Below are 16,637 nucleotides of genomic sequence, written 5' to 3'. Positions count from 1 at the left end.
GTCCACTCCTTCATAAATAGTGTTCTATTCACTGATTACCGTTTCAAATTCCTTCTTATCACCGTCTCTGGCACGATATAATTCTTGCACATCAGTAGAAAGGACTTTCATTTCATCTATCGTTTTAAGTCCCTCAGGAGCTTCAACCCCTTTGCGAATTGGTGTATATCCAAGCTCGGCAGCAAGCTTTTGTCCTTCCTCGGATAGAACGAAATCAACAAAGGCTTGTGCTGCATCTACATTGTCTGCGTCCTTCATAATTCCTATTGGTTCAGTGATAACAGGCACCCCTTCTTCAGGATAAATTAGCTCCACTGGAGATCCTTCTGCTTTCGCGCGTGTAACTAGATAATCTACAACCATCCCATAGTCTTTTTCTCCACCAGCAACACCTTTAAGTACATCGCCATTCCCTTTTGTAACCGTTACATCATTTGCAGCAATATTTTTGTAAAAGTCCCATCCTAATTTATCTTGGCGAGTAAACACTCCTAAATTATAGGCAGCAGCACCGGAATATAATGGACTTGGCATAATAATTTTCCCTTTTGCTTCTTTAGAAGTAAGGACATTCCAGCTTGTTGGCAATTTTTTTACTTTTTGCGTGTTTACAACTAATCCAGTTGCCATGACCTTCGTTCCATAGTAAGTATGATCTGGATCAACAAGCTCAGCAGGAATTTCAGCAGCTTCTTTTGATTCATATGCTTTGAGCATATCCTCTTCTTTTAAACTTTCAAATGTTACTGCATCTGCTACCAATAGAACATCTGCTTGAATCTTGCCAGCCATTTTTTCCGCTTTAATTTTTGAAATGACTTCCTCTGTTCCTGAACGGAATGTTTCTACCTTTACATCAGGATATTTAGCTTGAAATCCTTCTACTAATTTAGCAGCATCTGCATCGGGCTGTGAGGTATAAAAATGAAGGGATCCCTCTAGCTTCGATTCTGATGAACCTGTATCTTTAGAGGCATTACTGGGCTCACTGCTTTCCTTACTGCCACAGCCTGCTGTAAAAACCATCAGTATTCCAAACATTAATACAAGCATCCACTTACGCATAATCTATTTCCTCCTCATCTGTACTAGCAATATTTAAATGAGCAAACCAACGTTCAATTTGTTCTTTTTTTCTTCTATGAAATGTTCTAAACTCGATTGGCGATATGGTCACATAGCCTGTTCTCAACAAAGTGTAATCACTATCTGCTTTAAGGTCCTTCATATTATGAAGCTGATCCTTCAGCCAGTAGTACACTTGTCCATGCGGATCATTCAGTCCAACATATGAATACCTGGCAACATCCATATCTAGAGGAACAATACGAACTCCCTTATAAACTTCCCTCGAGAGGTATGGTAAGTTCACATTCAGAAAGACTCCCTTTGGAATCTTGTTTTGCAGAAGTACTTCCACAATAGGATAAAGCAGCTTTTTCACTTTTTCATAATTGATATCTATATCAGAAAAAGCGTTTAACGATACTGCTACAGCTGGAATGCCATAAAGCAGCCCTTCCACCGCTCCAGCCATGGTGCCTGAGTAATAAAGATCACGCCCTAAATTTGGCCCAAGATTTATCCCTGAAATAACAAAGTCTGGCGGCTCTTTCATCAGCACTTCTATTCCAAGCTTGACGCAATCTGCCGGAGTTCCATTAACAGCCCAGCAGCCTTTTACACCAGGAAAAAGCGGGAGTGGTTTTGCTTTTAAAGGAACTCTTAATGTTATCGAATGACTGACAGCACTTCTTTCCTGATCTGGGCAGGACACATAAACATCTGCAAAATGCTGAAGCACTTCAACTAGTGCCTGGAGACCTGGAGCAAAAATACCATCATCGTTTGTTACGAGCACTTTCATTGTGGTACCTCCTTCATCATTGCCAGGCTTTTTAAATAATGAAGATTATGATTCCACCAGTTCAAGCTTTCTGATGCATCAAAGCCCTCTACTACAACTGGAAGATCATTGATCGATATAAATTCTTTCAGCATATTTCTATCAAGAATACCCGTACCAAGAGGAACATGCAGCTGCCCCCGAGAATTGTCACTAATATGAATTTTGTCCACATTTATTAACTGAGCAAAGGCTTGCTGTGGAGTTCCTTCTGAAATATGAGCAACGTCAAAGGTTGTTTTCAGTTCCGGCAAGAAGCCCGCGATCAGTCGATTCATTGTTTCTGGAGTTGTCACGAATTCCTTTGCCTTTACCTCCATCAATTCTATGCTTAAGGTTTTCTTGTACCGCTTTGCTGTTTCGATTAATGTCAAAATAGATTCCATCATGAAAGATTCATATATTTCCTGTTTTATCTGCGGAAGTGTCAACCTCCCCGGATGAAACGTTATCGAGTCTGCCCCTATCTCATCTGCTAACTTAATAGAATTCTGGATCTGCTTTACAGAGCCTTCTCTTATTTCTTTTTCTAGAGAACTAATATTTAAGTCCCAACTCGCCGCATGCATGGTTAGGTTGATAGACTGATTCCGATTCGCTTCACGAATTTTGTTTGGATCTGTACCATGAAACCATACATGTTCTGCCCAAATTTCTAATCCTGATAACCCGCTCTGCTTAGCAAGCTGGACCACTTGATCTACCGGATAAGCCCAAGCTAGTGTGGACGCAAAATGCATAAAAGTACCTCACTCCTTTTGATTACTTTAATTTCTCTATTAATTTAAATTTTAGAAAATAAATATAAAGCTACATTAGGGAGTAGTGTAAAGAAATCATTAAATAAAATTCTGATTATTTAAGCTGAAGGGATTGATTTTACAGGAAAAAAGCGAGCTTTTGTAAAGGAAGCGTAAATTATTTACATTTGATTAAAATACATGGCGATTTAAAAAGGAGAAAGTTAAGTTAGTTTGAAAAGACCTTGGAAGATTGCTAACAGCTAAGTAAAAGCAAATTATACTAAAGACAAAATGCCTCTCCGAATAGGAGTTGCTCCAGTTTGTTTGTTTTTCTCTATTCCCTTTTTCCTCTGCTTCTCTTCCTTTTGGGCACAGAGGATGTCTCTCCATTTCCTTTGCCTTTATTTCTGTTATCTTCCATATTAAAAATAAATAAAATCAGGGAGTGTGCTTTGTAAATGTGGATTTTGTTCGAGGTTAACAAAACTTATTGATTTCATTATTCGTATAGGAAAGTAAAAATAGCGAATGGTATTGATAACGATGTTTAAATCTGAATTAGTAAATTTAGTTTTGAAATTTGTTTGTTATGTTCTATTTATGCTTTTTATTCTCTTTAGTTTTGTTGATTATTGGTTGAAAATTGCTTTTGTTGTTCTTATTATCCCTCTATGGGTAATTACGGATGTTATACAATATAGGAAAAAGAAAGAAACCCATGAATTTTAAAACGACAAACGGCTTATAATTTGTAAAATAAAAATGCCTACCACCACTGGCAAATCGAACAATCCGATTCTACCAGGAGTAGAGGCATTTTTTCTAATTTATAATTTCATTAAACATTGGCCCACATTCCAACACTTTTAATTTTCTTATATTCAGGCTGCCAAACTGCATCGATCACAGCCTTTGTTACATCCGTAATCTCGGCTCTTGCAATTCCTTCCTCTATAGCCGCTTTTGCGACTTCCACTGCCACATAGATAGAGACATCATGTAATTTCTCAATCGAAGGAAGTAACGATGCCCCTGGTTGGTTCGTTTCACACATTTCGGCGACCGCATTAGCGGCTGCAGCAAACATTCCTTTGGAAATAATTTGCGCTTTTGCAACAATAGCACCAAGTCCCAAACCTGGGAAGACAAATGCATTATTCGACTGCCCAATTTCATAGGAAACACCATTATATTCTACATCAGCAAACGGACTTCCTGTTGCAATTAATGCTTTTCCATCCGTCCATTTAATCAAGTTTTCCGGCATAGCCTCAGCCAGATTAGTAGGATTGGACATCGGCATAATAATAGGACGTTCAACATGCTTTGCCATTTCTTTCACGATTTCTTCCGTAAAAGCACCCGCTTGGCCAGAAGTACCAATTAAGATGGTTGGCTTCACCCTTTTAACTACTTCCATTAAGGAAATGATTCCATCTTCATTTCGATTCCAATGCTTAACTTCTTCTGCTTTTCTTACATAAGGCATTTGAAATTTCAAAACACCTGGTGTTTCATCTGTCAGTAATCCTCGATAGTCAATTGCAAAGAAACGGTCATAGGCTTCTTCTTTAGTAAGTCCCTCTAGAGCCATTGTATCAACCATTTGGTCCGCATTACCGATTCCAGCAGCACCCGGACCAAAGACAACAATGCGCTGATCCTTCAATGCTCCACCTGTGACTTTTAATGCAGACATAATCGCTGCAAGCGTTACAGCACCTGTTCCTTGAATGTCATCATTAAAGGTAAGAATTTTGTCCCCATATTTATCCAAAATATTGCGGGCGTTCACATTGCCAAGATCCTCCCAATGAAGAAGCACTTCTGGGAAAAACCTTCTTGCAGTATCAATGAATAAATCAATGAATTGATCATAACGATCCCCACGAACACGGGCAAACTTGTTACCAATATAAATAGGGTCGTCAATTAAAGACTGATTATTTGTACCAACATCTAGTACAACCGGCAGAACTCGGCTAGGATCAATACCAGCAGCTGCTGTATATACCGCTAGTTTTCCTATTGCAATATTAATACCACCTACTCCTTGATCTCCAATTCCAAGGATACTTTCCGAATCAGTGACAACAATTAAATCTATATCATTTTTGGCTTTTCCTAGATTACGAAACGCCTTTTCCACCCCTTCCAAATGATCAATGGAAAGATATAATCCTTCTGGACGATGATAGCTATGAGAGTAAGACTGGATAGCATCACCGACAGTCGGGGTATAAACGATTGGCAGCATTTCTGCAAGATGTTCTTTTAAAAGTCGGTAATATAGAACGACATTGCGATTATATAAATCATTCAGTAAGCCGTTTTTGAAAAGATTAGTGGTCCTCATCAAATATTGCTCATAGACTCTGTTTACTTGTTCATCAAGCGTAAGTACTTGGGGCGGTAACAGACCGTCTAGACCAAGGTCTTCTCTTTCCTCTTTCGTAAAAGCTACTCCTTTATTTAAAAAGGGATTAGAGAGAATTTCTTTTCCTTTTAACGTTGTGATAATTACATTATCTGACACAGTCATTGTGGGTAATCCTTCTTTCTATTTAAAATATGATTAAAAGATCGCTTTTTTTATTCCTATGTTATTACTGTTTGTACTTTCTCACTAGGTTATTTAACTTAAATTCATTATTTTGTAACTAAATAATGCAGTACTCGTTTTTATCTGTCATGCTGCACTCGCCATCGACTTTTTGGTCTTCTTTCTTTGCGACCTTTTAAATACATAGCTAACAATAATCGGACAGATAATGGCAGATACAACACATGCTGCTGCAACTTGAGCAGTAGCTGCTGGGGCTATTGAAGATAAGGTCGGATCTGCGGCTGCAACCACAGCTGGTGTAGCGACAGCATTCCCAGCAGTAGAGCCTGTTGCTAAGCCAACAATTGGATTTTCTTTAAATAATTTCAAAAGAAGATAAGCTCCAATTCCTGTAAACGCAGCTATTAATCCTAGTAATAACCCTGGCCCTCCTGCTTCTACAATGGTTCTAAGATCCATTCCTGCTCCTAATGGGAAAGAAAAGAATGGAATTAATAATAATTTACTGCTACCAAGAAACTTTCTCATGTCTGGATCAATATTTCCCAAGATCATTCCAATCAAAATTGGGATTAAGACACCTACAAGTGCCTGAAAAGGAATGGCTGCAAGACCGGATGCTCCTAGTGCAACTAGCGTGAAAAATGGTCCGTCTTTTAAAGAAAATAATGCATATGCTCCTACATCTGTTTCATCACCATAAGAAGAAGCAAGCGATGCATATAATCCTCCATTCGCATTTAATAAGGCTGCAAGAATTGCCAATGGCGATAACCCTAATATTCCAGCAGGTCCAAATAGCATGGCGACTGCAATCCCTATCCCCGCACCTACTATAAATTTACCTGTTAGTAAGATGGCACCCTTTTTGATTGCCTTTGGGGCAAGTTTGAAATTAATTTGTGAACCAATCAGAAACATAAATAATGCAAGAATGGTGGATGATGCTTCCTTGCTGAATAAAGCTGTTGTAAAATGACCAATTTCTAAAAATTGCGGGAAAAATGTGTTCGTTAATACCCCTAAAAATAACGGTACAACCATCATACCACCTGGAATTTTATCAAGCGTCTTCTTAATTGGAATATGCATTTTAATCCTCCTAACAAAGTTTTTACTCCCTATTGACTTCATTCGAGCCTCTATCAATACGTTTGAGATTGTTAAGCCCAAAACGTTTTGTTTTTTACAAGTTCATCTTACTCTCCAGTTAAACGCTTTCATAGTTTATGAAAGTTTAATAATTCTTTTTGTAAATAAAAAAAGTAAGCAGCTTTCATGCTGCTTACAAAAAGTTTTTTATTCTGTGTTCTTTTAAGCGATTATATTCATGTTGATAAACAGGTCTTCCAATCGTGCCATAGATTACCTTAACTTCCAGTATTCCTAAATCTTTTAAGAAATTTAAATACTTTCTAGCAGATACTCTTGATATACCTACTAAGTTCGCAGCATCATCGGTCGAGAAAGGTTCCTCTTTTAATTTTTGAACTGCTTCCCATACTTGTTTTAACGTATCCTTTGTTAATCCCTTCGGCAATTCTTCCACTGTCACAGATTCTTCCCTATGTAAAAGAAGCGTATCTAACTCTTGTTGACTAATGGAAGCTTGCTTATTGGTAATCCTAGCTTGCTCTAGATAAGTTGTCAGCGCTGTGTTAAATCTTTCAAACTCAAACGGCTTTATTAAATAATCGACTACACCATGTCTTAAAGCTTTCTTAATGCGCTCAAGATCGGAAGCAGCCGAAATCACGATAACATCAATAGCAAGATCATTTTTTCGAAGATAAGCTAATAGCTCCAGCCCAATCTTTCCAGGCATAAAAATATCTAAAAGGATAAGCTCTATTTTTTCTTTTTTTAATAAAGTAATCGCATCATCTACTGAATTGGCGGTTGCAGTTAAATGAAACCCATTGATTTGAGAAAGATATCGTTTATTAATTTCTGCTACCATTGGGTCATCTTCTACAATCATCACATTAATCATTTTATTCATCCTCTGCTTTATATGGTATATATACGGCAAAAGTGGTGCCCTTCCCAGGCTTGGACGAAATAATAAGCTCCCCCTCCAGCCTTTCAATCGCCATTACTAATAAGTACAATCCAAATCCTCGATTATTTCCTTTAGTAGAGAAGCCTTTATCTAACACTTTATTTTGAAGTGCATTTGTCATTCCTATTCCAGTATCTTTCACTTCGATCGTTAAAATTTCTTCTGCATAATCCAAGGTGAGATCTATCTTTTTGTTTATGCTGTCTACCATTGCCTCTATTGCATTATCAAAGATATTTCCGATAATCGTAATTAGTTCATTTGTAATCTCCGGGTCTGCTGGTTTTGGAAGGATATTTTCACAATCAAAGGAAAGGGAAACGCCTGATTCTCTAGCAAAGCTTAGCTTACCAATCAAAAATCCAGCAAGTACAGGATCTTGAACCTTCTTCGTAACAAAGCCTACCTCTGTTTCCCGATGATTAACCGTTTCACTTACATAATTAGCAAGGGTTTCATATTGTTCCGTACGAACTAAACCAAGGATAACATGGAGTTTATTCATAAACTCATGCGCCTGAGCACGGAGCGCATCTGCATAATTGCGCACCCCTGTCAGCTGCTCAGCTAATTGTTGAACCTCTGTTTTATCACGGAATGTGGCAATAGCCCCAACTACTTGATTTTCTACCACTACAGGAACTCTATTTACCAAAATGGTTACCCCATGCAAGTTCTGCTCTTGATCCAAATCCATTTCACCAGATTTTATGATGCGTGTTAACCGAGTTTCTGGTAAATAATCTTCAATGTTCCTTCCAATAGCATCCTCCCCAATGCCTGCTTTTTGAAAAAGCTTACTAGCTGCTTTGTTCACAAGCGTGATTTTTCCCTCCTGATCAATGGCTATAATTCCTTCACGCACAGACTGCAGCATCGAGCTACGCTCTTCCAAAAGCTTAGCAATAGCAAAGGGTTCAAGCCCTAACAGAATTTTCTTGAAATACCTCGCCAGCACGACAGCCCCTATTATGCCGATGAGAATTCCTATTAAAGTCCCTATTCCAATTCCCATCCGTCCTTTGTGGACAGCTTCTGTTACACTCTTTAAAGAAATTCCTACTGCCACTGCACCAATTTGCTCTTCCTCAGCGTTTTTTATTGGCGTAAATGCCCGCATCGATTTTCCAAGAGTTCCTTTGGAAATAGAAACATATTCCTTTCCATTAAGTACGGGGCCTTCATCTCCTCCGCTAAAATGCTTTCCAACTTTACTAGCTTCCGGATGGGATAGACGGTTTCCGTTCATATCCATCACCACAACAAAGTTCACATTCGTCTGGGTTTTAATTTGATTGGCAAATACTTGGACATCTTCCTCATTCTCTCGACCTTCAAGAACTCCTATTACTTGCGGAGTTATCGCCATCATCCTCGCAACATCCAGTGCCTTCTCTTTCTGTGTTTCTTCCACGCTGGAGGTAATGCTATTACTGATAATCAAATCCGTAATTCCAAGGGAGAAAGCAACAACAATACATACAAAAATAATAATGATAGCTTGTAAACTGAATTTGCCTTTTTTCATATTCTCCTCCAAGGGGTTATAGGGTTAATTGTTATCGTAGTACTTAAATAAAAAACTGCTCATTCTAAAGAGACAAAAACAGACTCCATTCTCTATCATAAATGGCAAAACAGCATTAAGGAGAAATAATCAGCATATAATATAGACTACTATTTAATAAAAGAGTGTCTATCACTTGATATATAAGGTCATGAAAACTAAAAAACCTTCCCTTGTAAAGAGAAAGTTTTTTAAATTCATTATATACTTAAATAAACTATGGGGCTTTTTTGTAATTAAAAAAAGTCCTTCCTTATAGCAGGGAAATGCTGTCATAAGTTGATGTTGTTTTCATAAAAAATGATAAGTGTTCTTTTAAAAATGCCACATAACGGTCAATCTCTTCTACTGTAGAGTATGGCGAAATAGTGAAAAATTTATGCGCATATACAGGGATTTTCTTGTTTGAATTTGCTGCTTTTACTAGGCACTGCTTTTTTGTATTCCCAAAGAAAATCGTATCTCTTTCAGCACCGATTATTTCTGCAAACGCATCATTAAATTGATTAATTTCAATCATTTCCTCAGCAGTTAAAAGACCGTTCCTTTCTTCTTTCCATTTTGGCTCTTCTGGATAAAAACGGAAAGTGGTAATCGGTGAAACCTCATTCGTAATGGCAACATTCGGGATTTCTTTTGTCAGCGTTTCTCTAAATTTACTATTCACACGAATATAGTTAGCTAGCAGCATTTGATATCCCTCCACACCAAATGCTAATAACGATGCATAAATTGCTAACGCACTTCCCATTCGCGAACATTCTAATGTATAGCCTGTATGGTAGCTGCCGTAACCACGATTGCCAACATAAGGAGTTTCCTCTTCGTCTAAATCAACATACTTAAGGCTTTCTCTGTTTTTAATCAAAAATAAACTTGTAATATACGGTGTTTGTCCTAGCTTATGGAAATCAAATACCATACTATCAGCATGCTTGATCTGTTTAAACTTCTGTTGATAGGATTGCAAAACTTCCTTAACATCATCTTCCAATTGAAGGGCATTTCTCTCAAAATCATAATCATTAAAGAAGGTGTACATTCCTCCCATCGCTGAGTCTGCATGAATATAGAGCGGGCTTAGACAATGCTTGCGTTCTAGCTCCTCCGCTAGTTGCTTAATTCCTGCTATATCATCAATTCCAAAGGTATCCGTTGTGCCCATTGTTGCAAGAATATAAAGAGGCACCCCACCTTTTGCAATAACTTGCTCTATTTTCTCCTTTAAATCTTCTAGATTCATAGAATGATCTTGGTTCACCTTGACTCTAACCATATTTTCTACTCCAATTCCGGCTGCTTCTACAGATTTATATAAGCTGTAGTGGGATAACTCAGAACAGAAGCAGTAAAGATTTTTCGGAATGCCCATTTGGTTAGAGGAAGGAGCATAACGAGCAATAGCGAGGCGTAAAGAATTGAAAACAGCTCCTTGCCCTCCCCATGTTGTATAGCCCGCACTTAAATTTTCGTCATATCCGATTAATTTAGACAGCATACTTGTGATTTCCACTTCAGCTGTAGCTGCGGCCGGGCCTTCTACATCCCAAAGGTTATTCCCATTTACAAGCACCATGACTAAATTACCTATGATACTAGCAATATTCGGCAAAGGTGCTGCATTGGCCACATAATTACGATTGACATAGCGATGACCTTCTACCAATTTTAGAAGCTCTTTGATTACTTCATCGATCGACACCCCTGCTTGAGGAACATTCGCATTTTGAATCACACGATTGTAATAATCCTCGGTGTACTCTGGCATTTCTCCAAGTGTTAATTTGTCAGGATCCTTTAATTCATCTATTTTTGTTAAAATTGTCTTAAAGTAGGACAGTAATTCCTCTCGTTGAAAGTCATTTCCGTCCATGCTAGGAAACAATGCTTGTATTTCCTTCATTTTATTTGACCTCCTTGACGTTTTTTCCTAGAAGTATTTTTTATTTAAACAAAGTAATAATCCAATCTGATAAGCCTGCTGCGTCTAAAAAAACGATAACAATGGCAATAGGAACAACGTATTTCAACAGAACATAACAAATCATAAAAAATACATATCCTACATTTGATCCTCGCTTTAATTCTGCAAATAAATCAGCCTTTGAAACTTTTTGAGAAACAAAAATAGCAATTAATAATGCACCTAGAGGCATTAAGATGTTACTAACCAGATAATCCATCAAATCAAAAATTGTCTTATTGAATAGATAGATTTCGGAAAGAGCACCATACGATAGGCAAGATGGAATACCAACAATAAAAATAAGGAATCCAATTATCCAAGTAGCTTTCTTCCTTTTAGCTGCATCATTTTTAGTAACTGCTGCAACTATAATTTCAATCATTGAGAATGCGGAAGTGAGAGCTGCAAATAAGAATAATAGTAAAAAGGCCAAGAAAAAAAACATCCCAAAGGGCATATGAGCAAACACTGCAGGTAAAACAGAGAATATTAACACAGGTCCTGCATTTGGCTCCATACCAAAGGAGAAAACTCCTGGAAAAATAGCTAATCCCGCCAATAAAGCTATAACGATATTCAAGATAATGATCGAAATGGCCGAACGGGGTAGATTTTGAGACTTAGGTAAATAGGAAGCATATGTAAGCATAACCGAAACACCTAATGACAAGGTAAAAAACGCTTGTCCTAATGCAAATAAAATACTCTCAGATGTCAGCTTCGAAAAATCTGGCACAAGCAGGAACTTTACTCCCTCCATTGCTCCATCCAAACTTAAAGAGCGAATCACTAATATTAAAAATAAAATAACTAATGCAGGCATCATAATTTTACTTGCTAATTCAATTCCTTTTTGCACACCTTGGGCAACAACAAGAATCGTGATTAGCATAAATACAAGCTGTGCCGATATAGTGGAATAAGGGTTGGAAATAATTTCGCCAAACAGCTCTCCGTATTGATCTTGACTCAGTCCAGCTAAACCACCGCTCAAAACCTTTACAATATATAGGATTATCCAGCCGCCTACAACGCTATAAAATGATAGAAGTAAAAAGCTTGTAAACACACCGAGTTTACCAATAAAATTCCACTTAGTATTAGAGGCTAGCTTGCCATATGTTCGAACCGCATTACTTTGCCCCATTCTCCCAATCATAAACTCTCCTAATAATAAGGGCATACCCAACACCAAAGTAAATACTAAAAAAAGTAAGAGAAAGGCTCCTCCTCCCCCTGTTCCAGCGACGTAAGGAAATTTCCAAATAGCCCCCAATCCTATCGCTGATCCGGCTGCTGCTAAAACAAATCCTATTTTTGATCTCCATTGCTCTTGTTGTGACATAATTACTCCCTTTCCTGTTGCAACATACAATCCCTTCTGCTAGAAACTCAAATCCAAATAAAAAAGTCCACACGAAGGAGGACATAAAAAAGCAATCTATTGCTTTATAAGCAAATATCCAACCCTTTTGGCAACCCTGGCTACCATGGAAATACTTCTTTAGGCCCGCAGCTTTGCGTCCTCATTTTTCAATGAGTTTGCTATTTTCGAAGGAATATAACAAAATACTGTTATTTACGTTAAAAGTGGAATTAAAGTAAAAGCTTCTCACAAGTTTGAATACCGATGAGAAGCTTTTTTCTAACTTAAACCGCTACAGTAATATCACCTTCAGCATGTGATTTTTGTTCTGAAGCTTGATTCCACGTGGATAATAGTTTATCTACATCATTTTTCAATTCTAAAAGATTTTCGGCTTCTTGTACTAGACCTTGAATTGTTTGTAATTCATCATCGCTGATTTCGATTAATTCCTCAAACATTTCAACCGATTCTCGTGAGATAGAAGCTATCTGTACAATTGTCGCCATGATTTGTTGAGAAGCAGACGATAGTTCTTCTGTACTTGCAGAGGAATTCTCATTATTTTCCGCAATAACCTTTGTCGTCGACAGAATCTGTTCAAACATTGTTCCAACCTCTAAGATGTTAGTATTTGTCTCTTTAAATTCTTCTGTGCCCTGTTGCATTGATTTAACAACTATATTCGTTTCTTCTTGAATATTTTTCACAATATTCGATACTTCTGAAGAGGACTGACGGGACTGTTCAGCCAATTTTCGTACTTCATCTGCTACAACAGCAAATCCCTTACCGTGTTCACCGGCCCGAGCTGCTTCTATCGCTGCGTTTAAAGCCAATAAATTAATTTGTTCGGAAATACCTGTAATTACTTTTACGATTGTTCCAATTTCTTTAGATTTTTCTCCAAGATTATTGATGGCATGAAAAGTTGTATTAATTGTTTGATTAAATTGCTCCATTTGCACTAAAGAGTCCTTTAACTTTTCGTCTCCCTCTTGCGTTAATTCTAATGTAGTATTGGACTGTTCCGAAATTTGATTGGATCTTATGGATAAATCCTCAATCGCCTGAGCCATTTCTTCCATTGAAAGGGCGCTTTCCTCTGTAGCGACTAATTGTTTCTGTAAGCCTCTGCCAACCTCGTCAATTGCTGCTCTAACAATGTCCGCTTTTTCCATCGCGTATTCACCAATTTCAGTTAAACTTTCTCCCTTTTTATGTACATTTTTGGAAAAGAAAAGAACTTTCCCCTTACACGCTCTAAAAATTCAATTAATTGATTAAAGGTAGCATGATAAGAACTTGAACCTTCTACTTTGCTGCTCATACTGCCTGCAGCTATTTCTTTCATCCCGTTCATGATCTCTTTATTAATATGAGGATGATGTTTCAATGTAAAATATCGATAAGCAAAATACACGGTGGTAACCAATAAGATAACAATAATACCTAGCAATATAGCCTCCATAATAAATAACTCTCCTATTTATATATTTGTTTAGACATACTGAAATTTTAAAACTCTTTCATAATGATATAAGTGCCGTCAGCGATTGTTGCAGGAATATCTTTTAATCTGCTATTTTCTTGATATTTATGAACAATATAATTTCCTTTAACATCTCTATATTTCTTCATATTATGATATTTTTCCATGACACGCATAGACTTAGGATTTGTTGCTTCTCCTACAACAGCCTTTAATCCCTGTTCAGATGCTTTCGTTATTAATTTATTTCCTAATTGCTTAATAATTTCGTGACGCTCAAGTTCAGCAGTTACTCCTAACATGAATAAATGAAGTATCTCGCCATCCTGCAGTTCTTTTCCAGTGCGCTGCTTATAATCATCCAAAAAGCGTTTATCTACATCCTCAAGAACATGCAGAATAACATTCATATCTAAAAAGGTGCCTTCAAATACATCTTCTCCAATAATCTCTGGAGCATTGGTATCTCCAGCAAGAACACCAACAACCTTTTGATTATTATCTATTGCAACTGCACAATATCCTTGCTCCACAGTAGCATCTATATAATCTTTCGTGAACTGATAGAAATCCTCATAGCCTATATTTAACTGACCAACCATTGGCTCTTGAACCCATTTCCCAGCAATATCCACTCCAATAAATGAGCTTGCAAGACAGTCAGCAGCCTTTTCGATTAGATCCGTTTGTTCCTTTGTTATAATTTCATATTTATACGACATTTCTACCTTTTGCACTTCATAACTCCCTTTCAAATCGGATTAAAAAATAGCTTTTTTATTAAAACCTGGCATTACTTAGAATGAGAGGCACGATCAATAAATGTACCTGCAAAATCAATTCTTTCTAGGGCGTTTCTAATTTGCACTTGGGCAATTTTTGACGAAGGTTTAATTACAAGAACATCCTTAAAACCTAAGCTAGAGTAAAATTGCATTGTTTGTTCTAACTGAGGTACCACCTTTGATGGAACAGGCGTTTGATGAGTACCATCCACGACAAAAGTATAATCCTTTTTAGATACTTTACTTATCGTATCCTGTAAATCAACCATATACCCCTCTGCGTCTTCCTCTCTCATCAATCCATGTACCTGGACACGTACTTCTTTTGAGTTTTCATCTATTTCCATTTTATACTTCTTTTTGTCTACAACAATCATCTCAAATCTCCTTTTCTATTAAGTTTCTATAGTTTATGTTTTTTATTGTTCTCCACAAGTCCAAAGCAAAAATAAATAGCTATCCTAGACATACATAAATAGGGATAGCCAAATAATTGCTTAAAGTATACCTGGCAACCCGACTATCATTATCCAGAAGGATTTTAGACTCGTAGCTTTGCGTCCTTACCTTTCGATAAGTTTGCCTTTTTCAATTTCAGGAAAACAATAGTACTAATAGCATATATACATATTACTATTCCATTATAAGGAACTTGTCATTTTTTGTCGATACCAGTATTTTTTCTTCACATAAAAGAAACAAAAAATAGGTCTAATTACCTTGTTTTTTCCAAATGATAATATTTGAAAATTCTCTCTCTTTACGTATATAGTTAAATTGTATAATAAACTCAATAAAGGAGTGGCGTTATGGGATTGAAAAGGAATTGGGCAGGGAATTTTCAATATAGTGCAACTAACTGGCACGAACCAGAATCAGTGGAGGAAATTCAACAATTAGTTTTAAAATTAAAAAAGCTTCGTGTAATTGGAACTCGTCACTCATTTAATAGCATCGCTGATTCAGAGGAGAATATCGTCTCTTTGCAAAAACTGAATAAAGTTATTGCTATTAATAGCGAAGAAAAAACAGTAACGGTAGAAGCAGGAATGAAGTATGGAGATCTTTGCCACGTGCTTCAGCAGCATGGCTATGCCTTACATAATCTTGCATCCCTTCCACACATTTCGATTGCTGGAGCTTGTGCTACAGCAACTCATGGTTCAGGTAATAGCAATCAAAATTTAGCTGCTGCAGTTTCCGCTATGGAAGTCGTTACAGCGGACGGTTGTATCATAACTTTTTCAAGAGAAAAGTCAGAAGAGGAATTACATGGTGCAGTCGTTGGATTAGGAGGAATTGGTATTGTTACAAAACTCACCTTAGATATTCATCCAAGTCATCTAATGCGGCAAGATGTTTATGAAAATCTTCCATTTGCTCAAACAGCTCATCATTTTGACACCATTTCTTCCAGTGCTTATAGTGTCAGTCTGTTTACAGATTGGCAGGACGAAACATTTAATCAAGTGTGGTTAAAGAGTAAGCTGACAGATGACCAGACTTTTTCATTAGGTGATGACTTTTACGGAGCAAAAGCAGCCAAAGAAAATCTTCATCCAGTACGAGGAGTCGCTGCAACTAATTGCACGGCACAGCTTGGTGTTCCAGGAGATTGGCTTGACCGCATGCCACACTTCCGGATGGACTTCACTCCAAGTAAGGGACAAGAGCTGCAAAGTGAATATATATTCCCGCGAGAGCATGCTTATAACGCTCTTTGTGCCCTTAGTGAAATACGTGAATACATCGCACCCCTTTTATTTATTTCGGAAGTGCGGACAATTGCGAAGGACGAACTGTGGTTAAGCCCATCCTATAAACAGGATTCCATCGCTATTCACTTTACTTGGCAAGATAAGTGGAAGGAAGTTCAGCAAGTACTCCCGTTAATCGAATCCAAGCTCGAGCCTTTTCAGGCAAAGCCACATTGGGGGAAGCTATTTACTACCGCCCCTTCCAAAATACAATCGCTATATGAAAAAATGCCCGCATTCCAGCAATTACTTATTAAGTACGACCCACAAGGTAGGTTTCGCAATACTTTTATGAATAAGTATATTTTTAACGAACATAACTGAATCCGTTTACAATAAAATCCCGCTAGGTTGCTTCTAAACTAAAAAGCAATGGGTGCTTAATCTATTGCTCCCATTGCTTTTTAGAAAACATCAAATTTTTCAT

14 protein-coding genes and 2 riboswitches are annotated in these 16,637 nt (G+C 37.4%); of the genes, 1 reads left to right on the top strand and 13 read right to left on the bottom strand.

From position 1 onward, the window contains the following. Nucleotides 1–24: 24 nt before the first annotated feature. The 13 genes from C2I06_RS21430 to C2I06_RS21370 all read right to left on the bottom strand — a co-directional run bounded on the left by C2I06_RS21430 (nucleotide 25) and on the right by C2I06_RS21370 (nucleotide 14,830). Nucleotides 25–1,065, bottom strand: a complete 1,041-nt coding sequence (locus tag C2I06_RS21430) for an ABC transporter substrate-binding protein (RefSeq protein WP_095332975.1) — start codon at nucleotides 1,063–1,065, stop codon at nucleotides 25–27. Further along, entirely contained in the window at nucleotides 1,058–1,867 is an 810-nt protein-coding gene (gene surE, locus C2I06_RS21425; protein WP_095332973.1) for a 5'/3'-nucleotidase SurE, read from the bottom strand. Before surE ends, C2I06_RS21430 begins: the two co-directional genes overlap by 8 nt. Next, the gene (locus C2I06_RS21420) at nucleotides 1,864–2,646 is read right to left on the bottom strand and encodes a sugar phosphate isomerase/epimerase family protein (RefSeq protein WP_123258814.1); all 783 of its coding nucleotides are present in this window, start codon (nucleotides 2,644–2,646) and stop codon (nucleotides 1,864–1,866) included. The genes surE and C2I06_RS21420 overlap by 4 nt, the downstream gene beginning before the upstream one ends. Before the next feature lie 841 nt (nucleotides 2,647–3,487). Beyond that, nucleotides 3,488–5,191 (bottom strand): NAD-dependent malic enzyme, encoded by a 1,704-nt coding sequence (locus C2I06_RS21410; RefSeq protein ID WP_123258813.1) that lies wholly within the window; start codon nucleotides 5,189–5,191, stop codon nucleotides 3,488–3,490. Between the two features lie 147 nt (nucleotides 5,192–5,338). Beyond that, entirely contained in the window at nucleotides 5,339–6,307 is a 969-nt protein-coding gene (locus C2I06_RS21405; protein ID WP_095332966.1) for a 2-keto-3-deoxygluconate permease, read from the bottom strand. Nucleotides 6,308–6,500: 193 nt separating this feature from the next. Next, nucleotides 6,501–7,208 (bottom strand): response regulator, encoded by a 708-nt coding sequence (locus C2I06_RS21400; RefSeq protein ID WP_095332964.1) that lies wholly within the window; start codon nucleotides 7,206–7,208, stop codon nucleotides 6,501–6,503. Between the two features lies 1 nt (nucleotide 7,209). After that, nucleotides 7,210–8,805 (bottom strand): DcuS/MalK family sensor histidine kinase, encoded by a 1,596-nt coding sequence (gene dcuS / locus C2I06_RS21395; protein ID WP_095332962.1) that lies wholly within the window; start codon nucleotides 8,803–8,805, stop codon nucleotides 7,210–7,212. A gap of 292 nt (nucleotides 8,806–9,097) precedes the next feature. Next, entirely contained in the window at nucleotides 9,098–10,747 is a 1,650-nt protein-coding gene (locus tag C2I06_RS21390) for a pyridoxal phosphate-dependent decarboxylase family protein (RefSeq protein WP_123258812.1), read from the bottom strand. A gap of 40 nt (nucleotides 10,748–10,787) precedes the next feature. Further along, on the bottom strand, nucleotides 10,788–12,155 hold the full coding sequence (locus tag C2I06_RS21385; protein ID WP_123258811.1) for a sodium-dependent transporter: 1,368 nt from the start codon (nucleotides 12,153–12,155) through the stop codon (nucleotides 10,788–10,790). A 126-nt stretch (nucleotides 12,156–12,281) separates the two neighbouring features. After that, a riboswitch (cyclic di-GMP riboswitch) is annotated at nucleotides 12,282–12,367 on the bottom strand. Between the two features lie 93 nt (nucleotides 12,368–12,460). Beyond that, the gene (locus C2I06_RS21380; protein ID WP_249928249.1) at nucleotides 12,461–13,357 is read right to left on the bottom strand and encodes a methyl-accepting chemotaxis protein; all 897 of its coding nucleotides are present in this window, start codon (nucleotides 13,355–13,357) and stop codon (nucleotides 12,461–12,463) included. Nucleotides 13,358–13,377: 20 nt separating this feature from the next. Then, nucleotides 13,378–13,647: a hypothetical protein gene (locus C2I06_RS25665; protein ID WP_249928248.1), complete on the bottom strand. Its 270-nt coding sequence runs from the start codon at nucleotides 13,645–13,647 to the stop codon at nucleotides 13,378–13,380. 47 nt (nucleotides 13,648–13,694) lie between these two features. Beyond that, nucleotides 13,695–14,405 carry a hypothetical protein gene (locus C2I06_RS21375; RefSeq protein WP_235850340.1) on the bottom strand — a complete coding sequence of 237 codons (711 nt, stop codon included), beginning with the start codon at nucleotides 14,403–14,405 and terminating at the stop codon, nucleotides 13,695–13,697. 56 nt (nucleotides 14,406–14,461) lie between these two features. Beyond that, the gene (locus C2I06_RS21370) at nucleotides 14,462–14,830 is read right to left on the bottom strand and encodes a hypothetical protein (RefSeq protein WP_047943348.1); all 369 of its coding nucleotides are present in this window, start codon (nucleotides 14,828–14,830) and stop codon (nucleotides 14,462–14,464) included. A gap of 130 nt (nucleotides 14,831–14,960) precedes the next feature. Further along, a riboswitch (cyclic di-GMP riboswitch) is annotated at nucleotides 14,961–15,047 on the bottom strand. A gap of 215 nt (nucleotides 15,048–15,262) precedes the next feature. Between C2I06_RS21370 and C2I06_RS21365 the strand changes: the two genes are divergently transcribed. Beyond that, complete coding sequence (locus tag C2I06_RS21365; RefSeq protein WP_123258810.1) at nucleotides 15,263–16,534, top strand: FAD-binding protein; 1,272 nt, start codon at nucleotides 15,263–15,265, stop codon at nucleotides 16,532–16,534. Nucleotides 16,535–16,637: the final 103 nt, after the last annotated feature.

It is taken from the genome of Niallia circulans (genome assembly GCF_003726095.1).
Lineage (GTDB): Bacteria > Bacillota > Bacilli > Bacillales > Cytobacillaceae > Niallia > Niallia circulans_A.
This window is presented reverse-complemented; position numbering and strand designations above follow the sequence as displayed.

Excerpts from the sequence above, each read along its gene's own strand:
- C2I06_RS21430 (WP_095332975.1), bottom strand. The coding sequence starts at position 1,065 with ATGCGTAAGTGGATGCTTGTATTAATGTTTGGAATACTGATGGTTTTT.
- surE (WP_095332973.1), bottom strand. The coding sequence starts at position 1,867 with ATGAAAGTGCTCGTAACAAACGATGATGGTATTTTTGCTCCAGGTCTC.
- C2I06_RS21420 (WP_123258814.1), bottom strand. The coding sequence starts at position 2,646 with ATGCATTTTGCGTCCACACTAGCTTGGGCTTATCCGGTAGATCAAGTG.
- C2I06_RS21410 (WP_123258813.1), bottom strand. The coding sequence starts at position 5,191 with ATGACTGTGTCAGATAATGTAATTATCACAACGTTAAAAGGAAAAGAA.
- C2I06_RS21405 (WP_095332966.1), bottom strand. The coding sequence starts at position 6,307 with ATGCATATTCCAATTAAGAAGACGCTTGATAAAATTCCAGGTGGTATG.
- C2I06_RS21400 (WP_095332964.1), bottom strand. The coding sequence starts at position 7,208 with ATGATTAATGTGATGATTGTAGAAGATGACCCAATGGTAGCAGAAATT.
- dcuS (WP_095332962.1), bottom strand. The coding sequence starts at position 8,805 with ATGAAAAAAGGCAAATTCAGTTTACAAGCTATCATTATTATTTTTGTA.
- C2I06_RS21390 (WP_123258812.1), bottom strand. The coding sequence starts at position 10,747 with ATGAAGGAAATACAAGCATTGTTTCCTAGCATGGACGGAAATGACTTT.
- C2I06_RS21385 (WP_123258811.1), bottom strand. The coding sequence starts at position 12,155 with ATGTCACAACAAGAGCAATGGAGATCAAAAATAGGATTTGTTTTAGCA.
- C2I06_RS21380 (WP_249928249.1), bottom strand. The coding sequence starts at position 13,357 with ATGGAAAAAGCGGACATTGTTAGAGCAGCAATTGACGAGGTTGGCAGA.
- C2I06_RS25665 (WP_249928248.1), bottom strand. The coding sequence starts at position 13,647 with ATGGAGGCTATATTGCTAGGTATTATTGTTATCTTATTGGTTACCACC.
- C2I06_RS21370 (WP_047943348.1), bottom strand. The coding sequence starts at position 14,830 with ATGATTGTTGTAGACAAAAAGAAGTATAAAATGGAAATAGATGAAAAC.
- C2I06_RS21365 (WP_123258810.1), top strand. The coding sequence starts at position 15,263 with ATGGGATTGAAAAGGAATTGGGCAGGGAATTTTCAATATAGTGCAACT.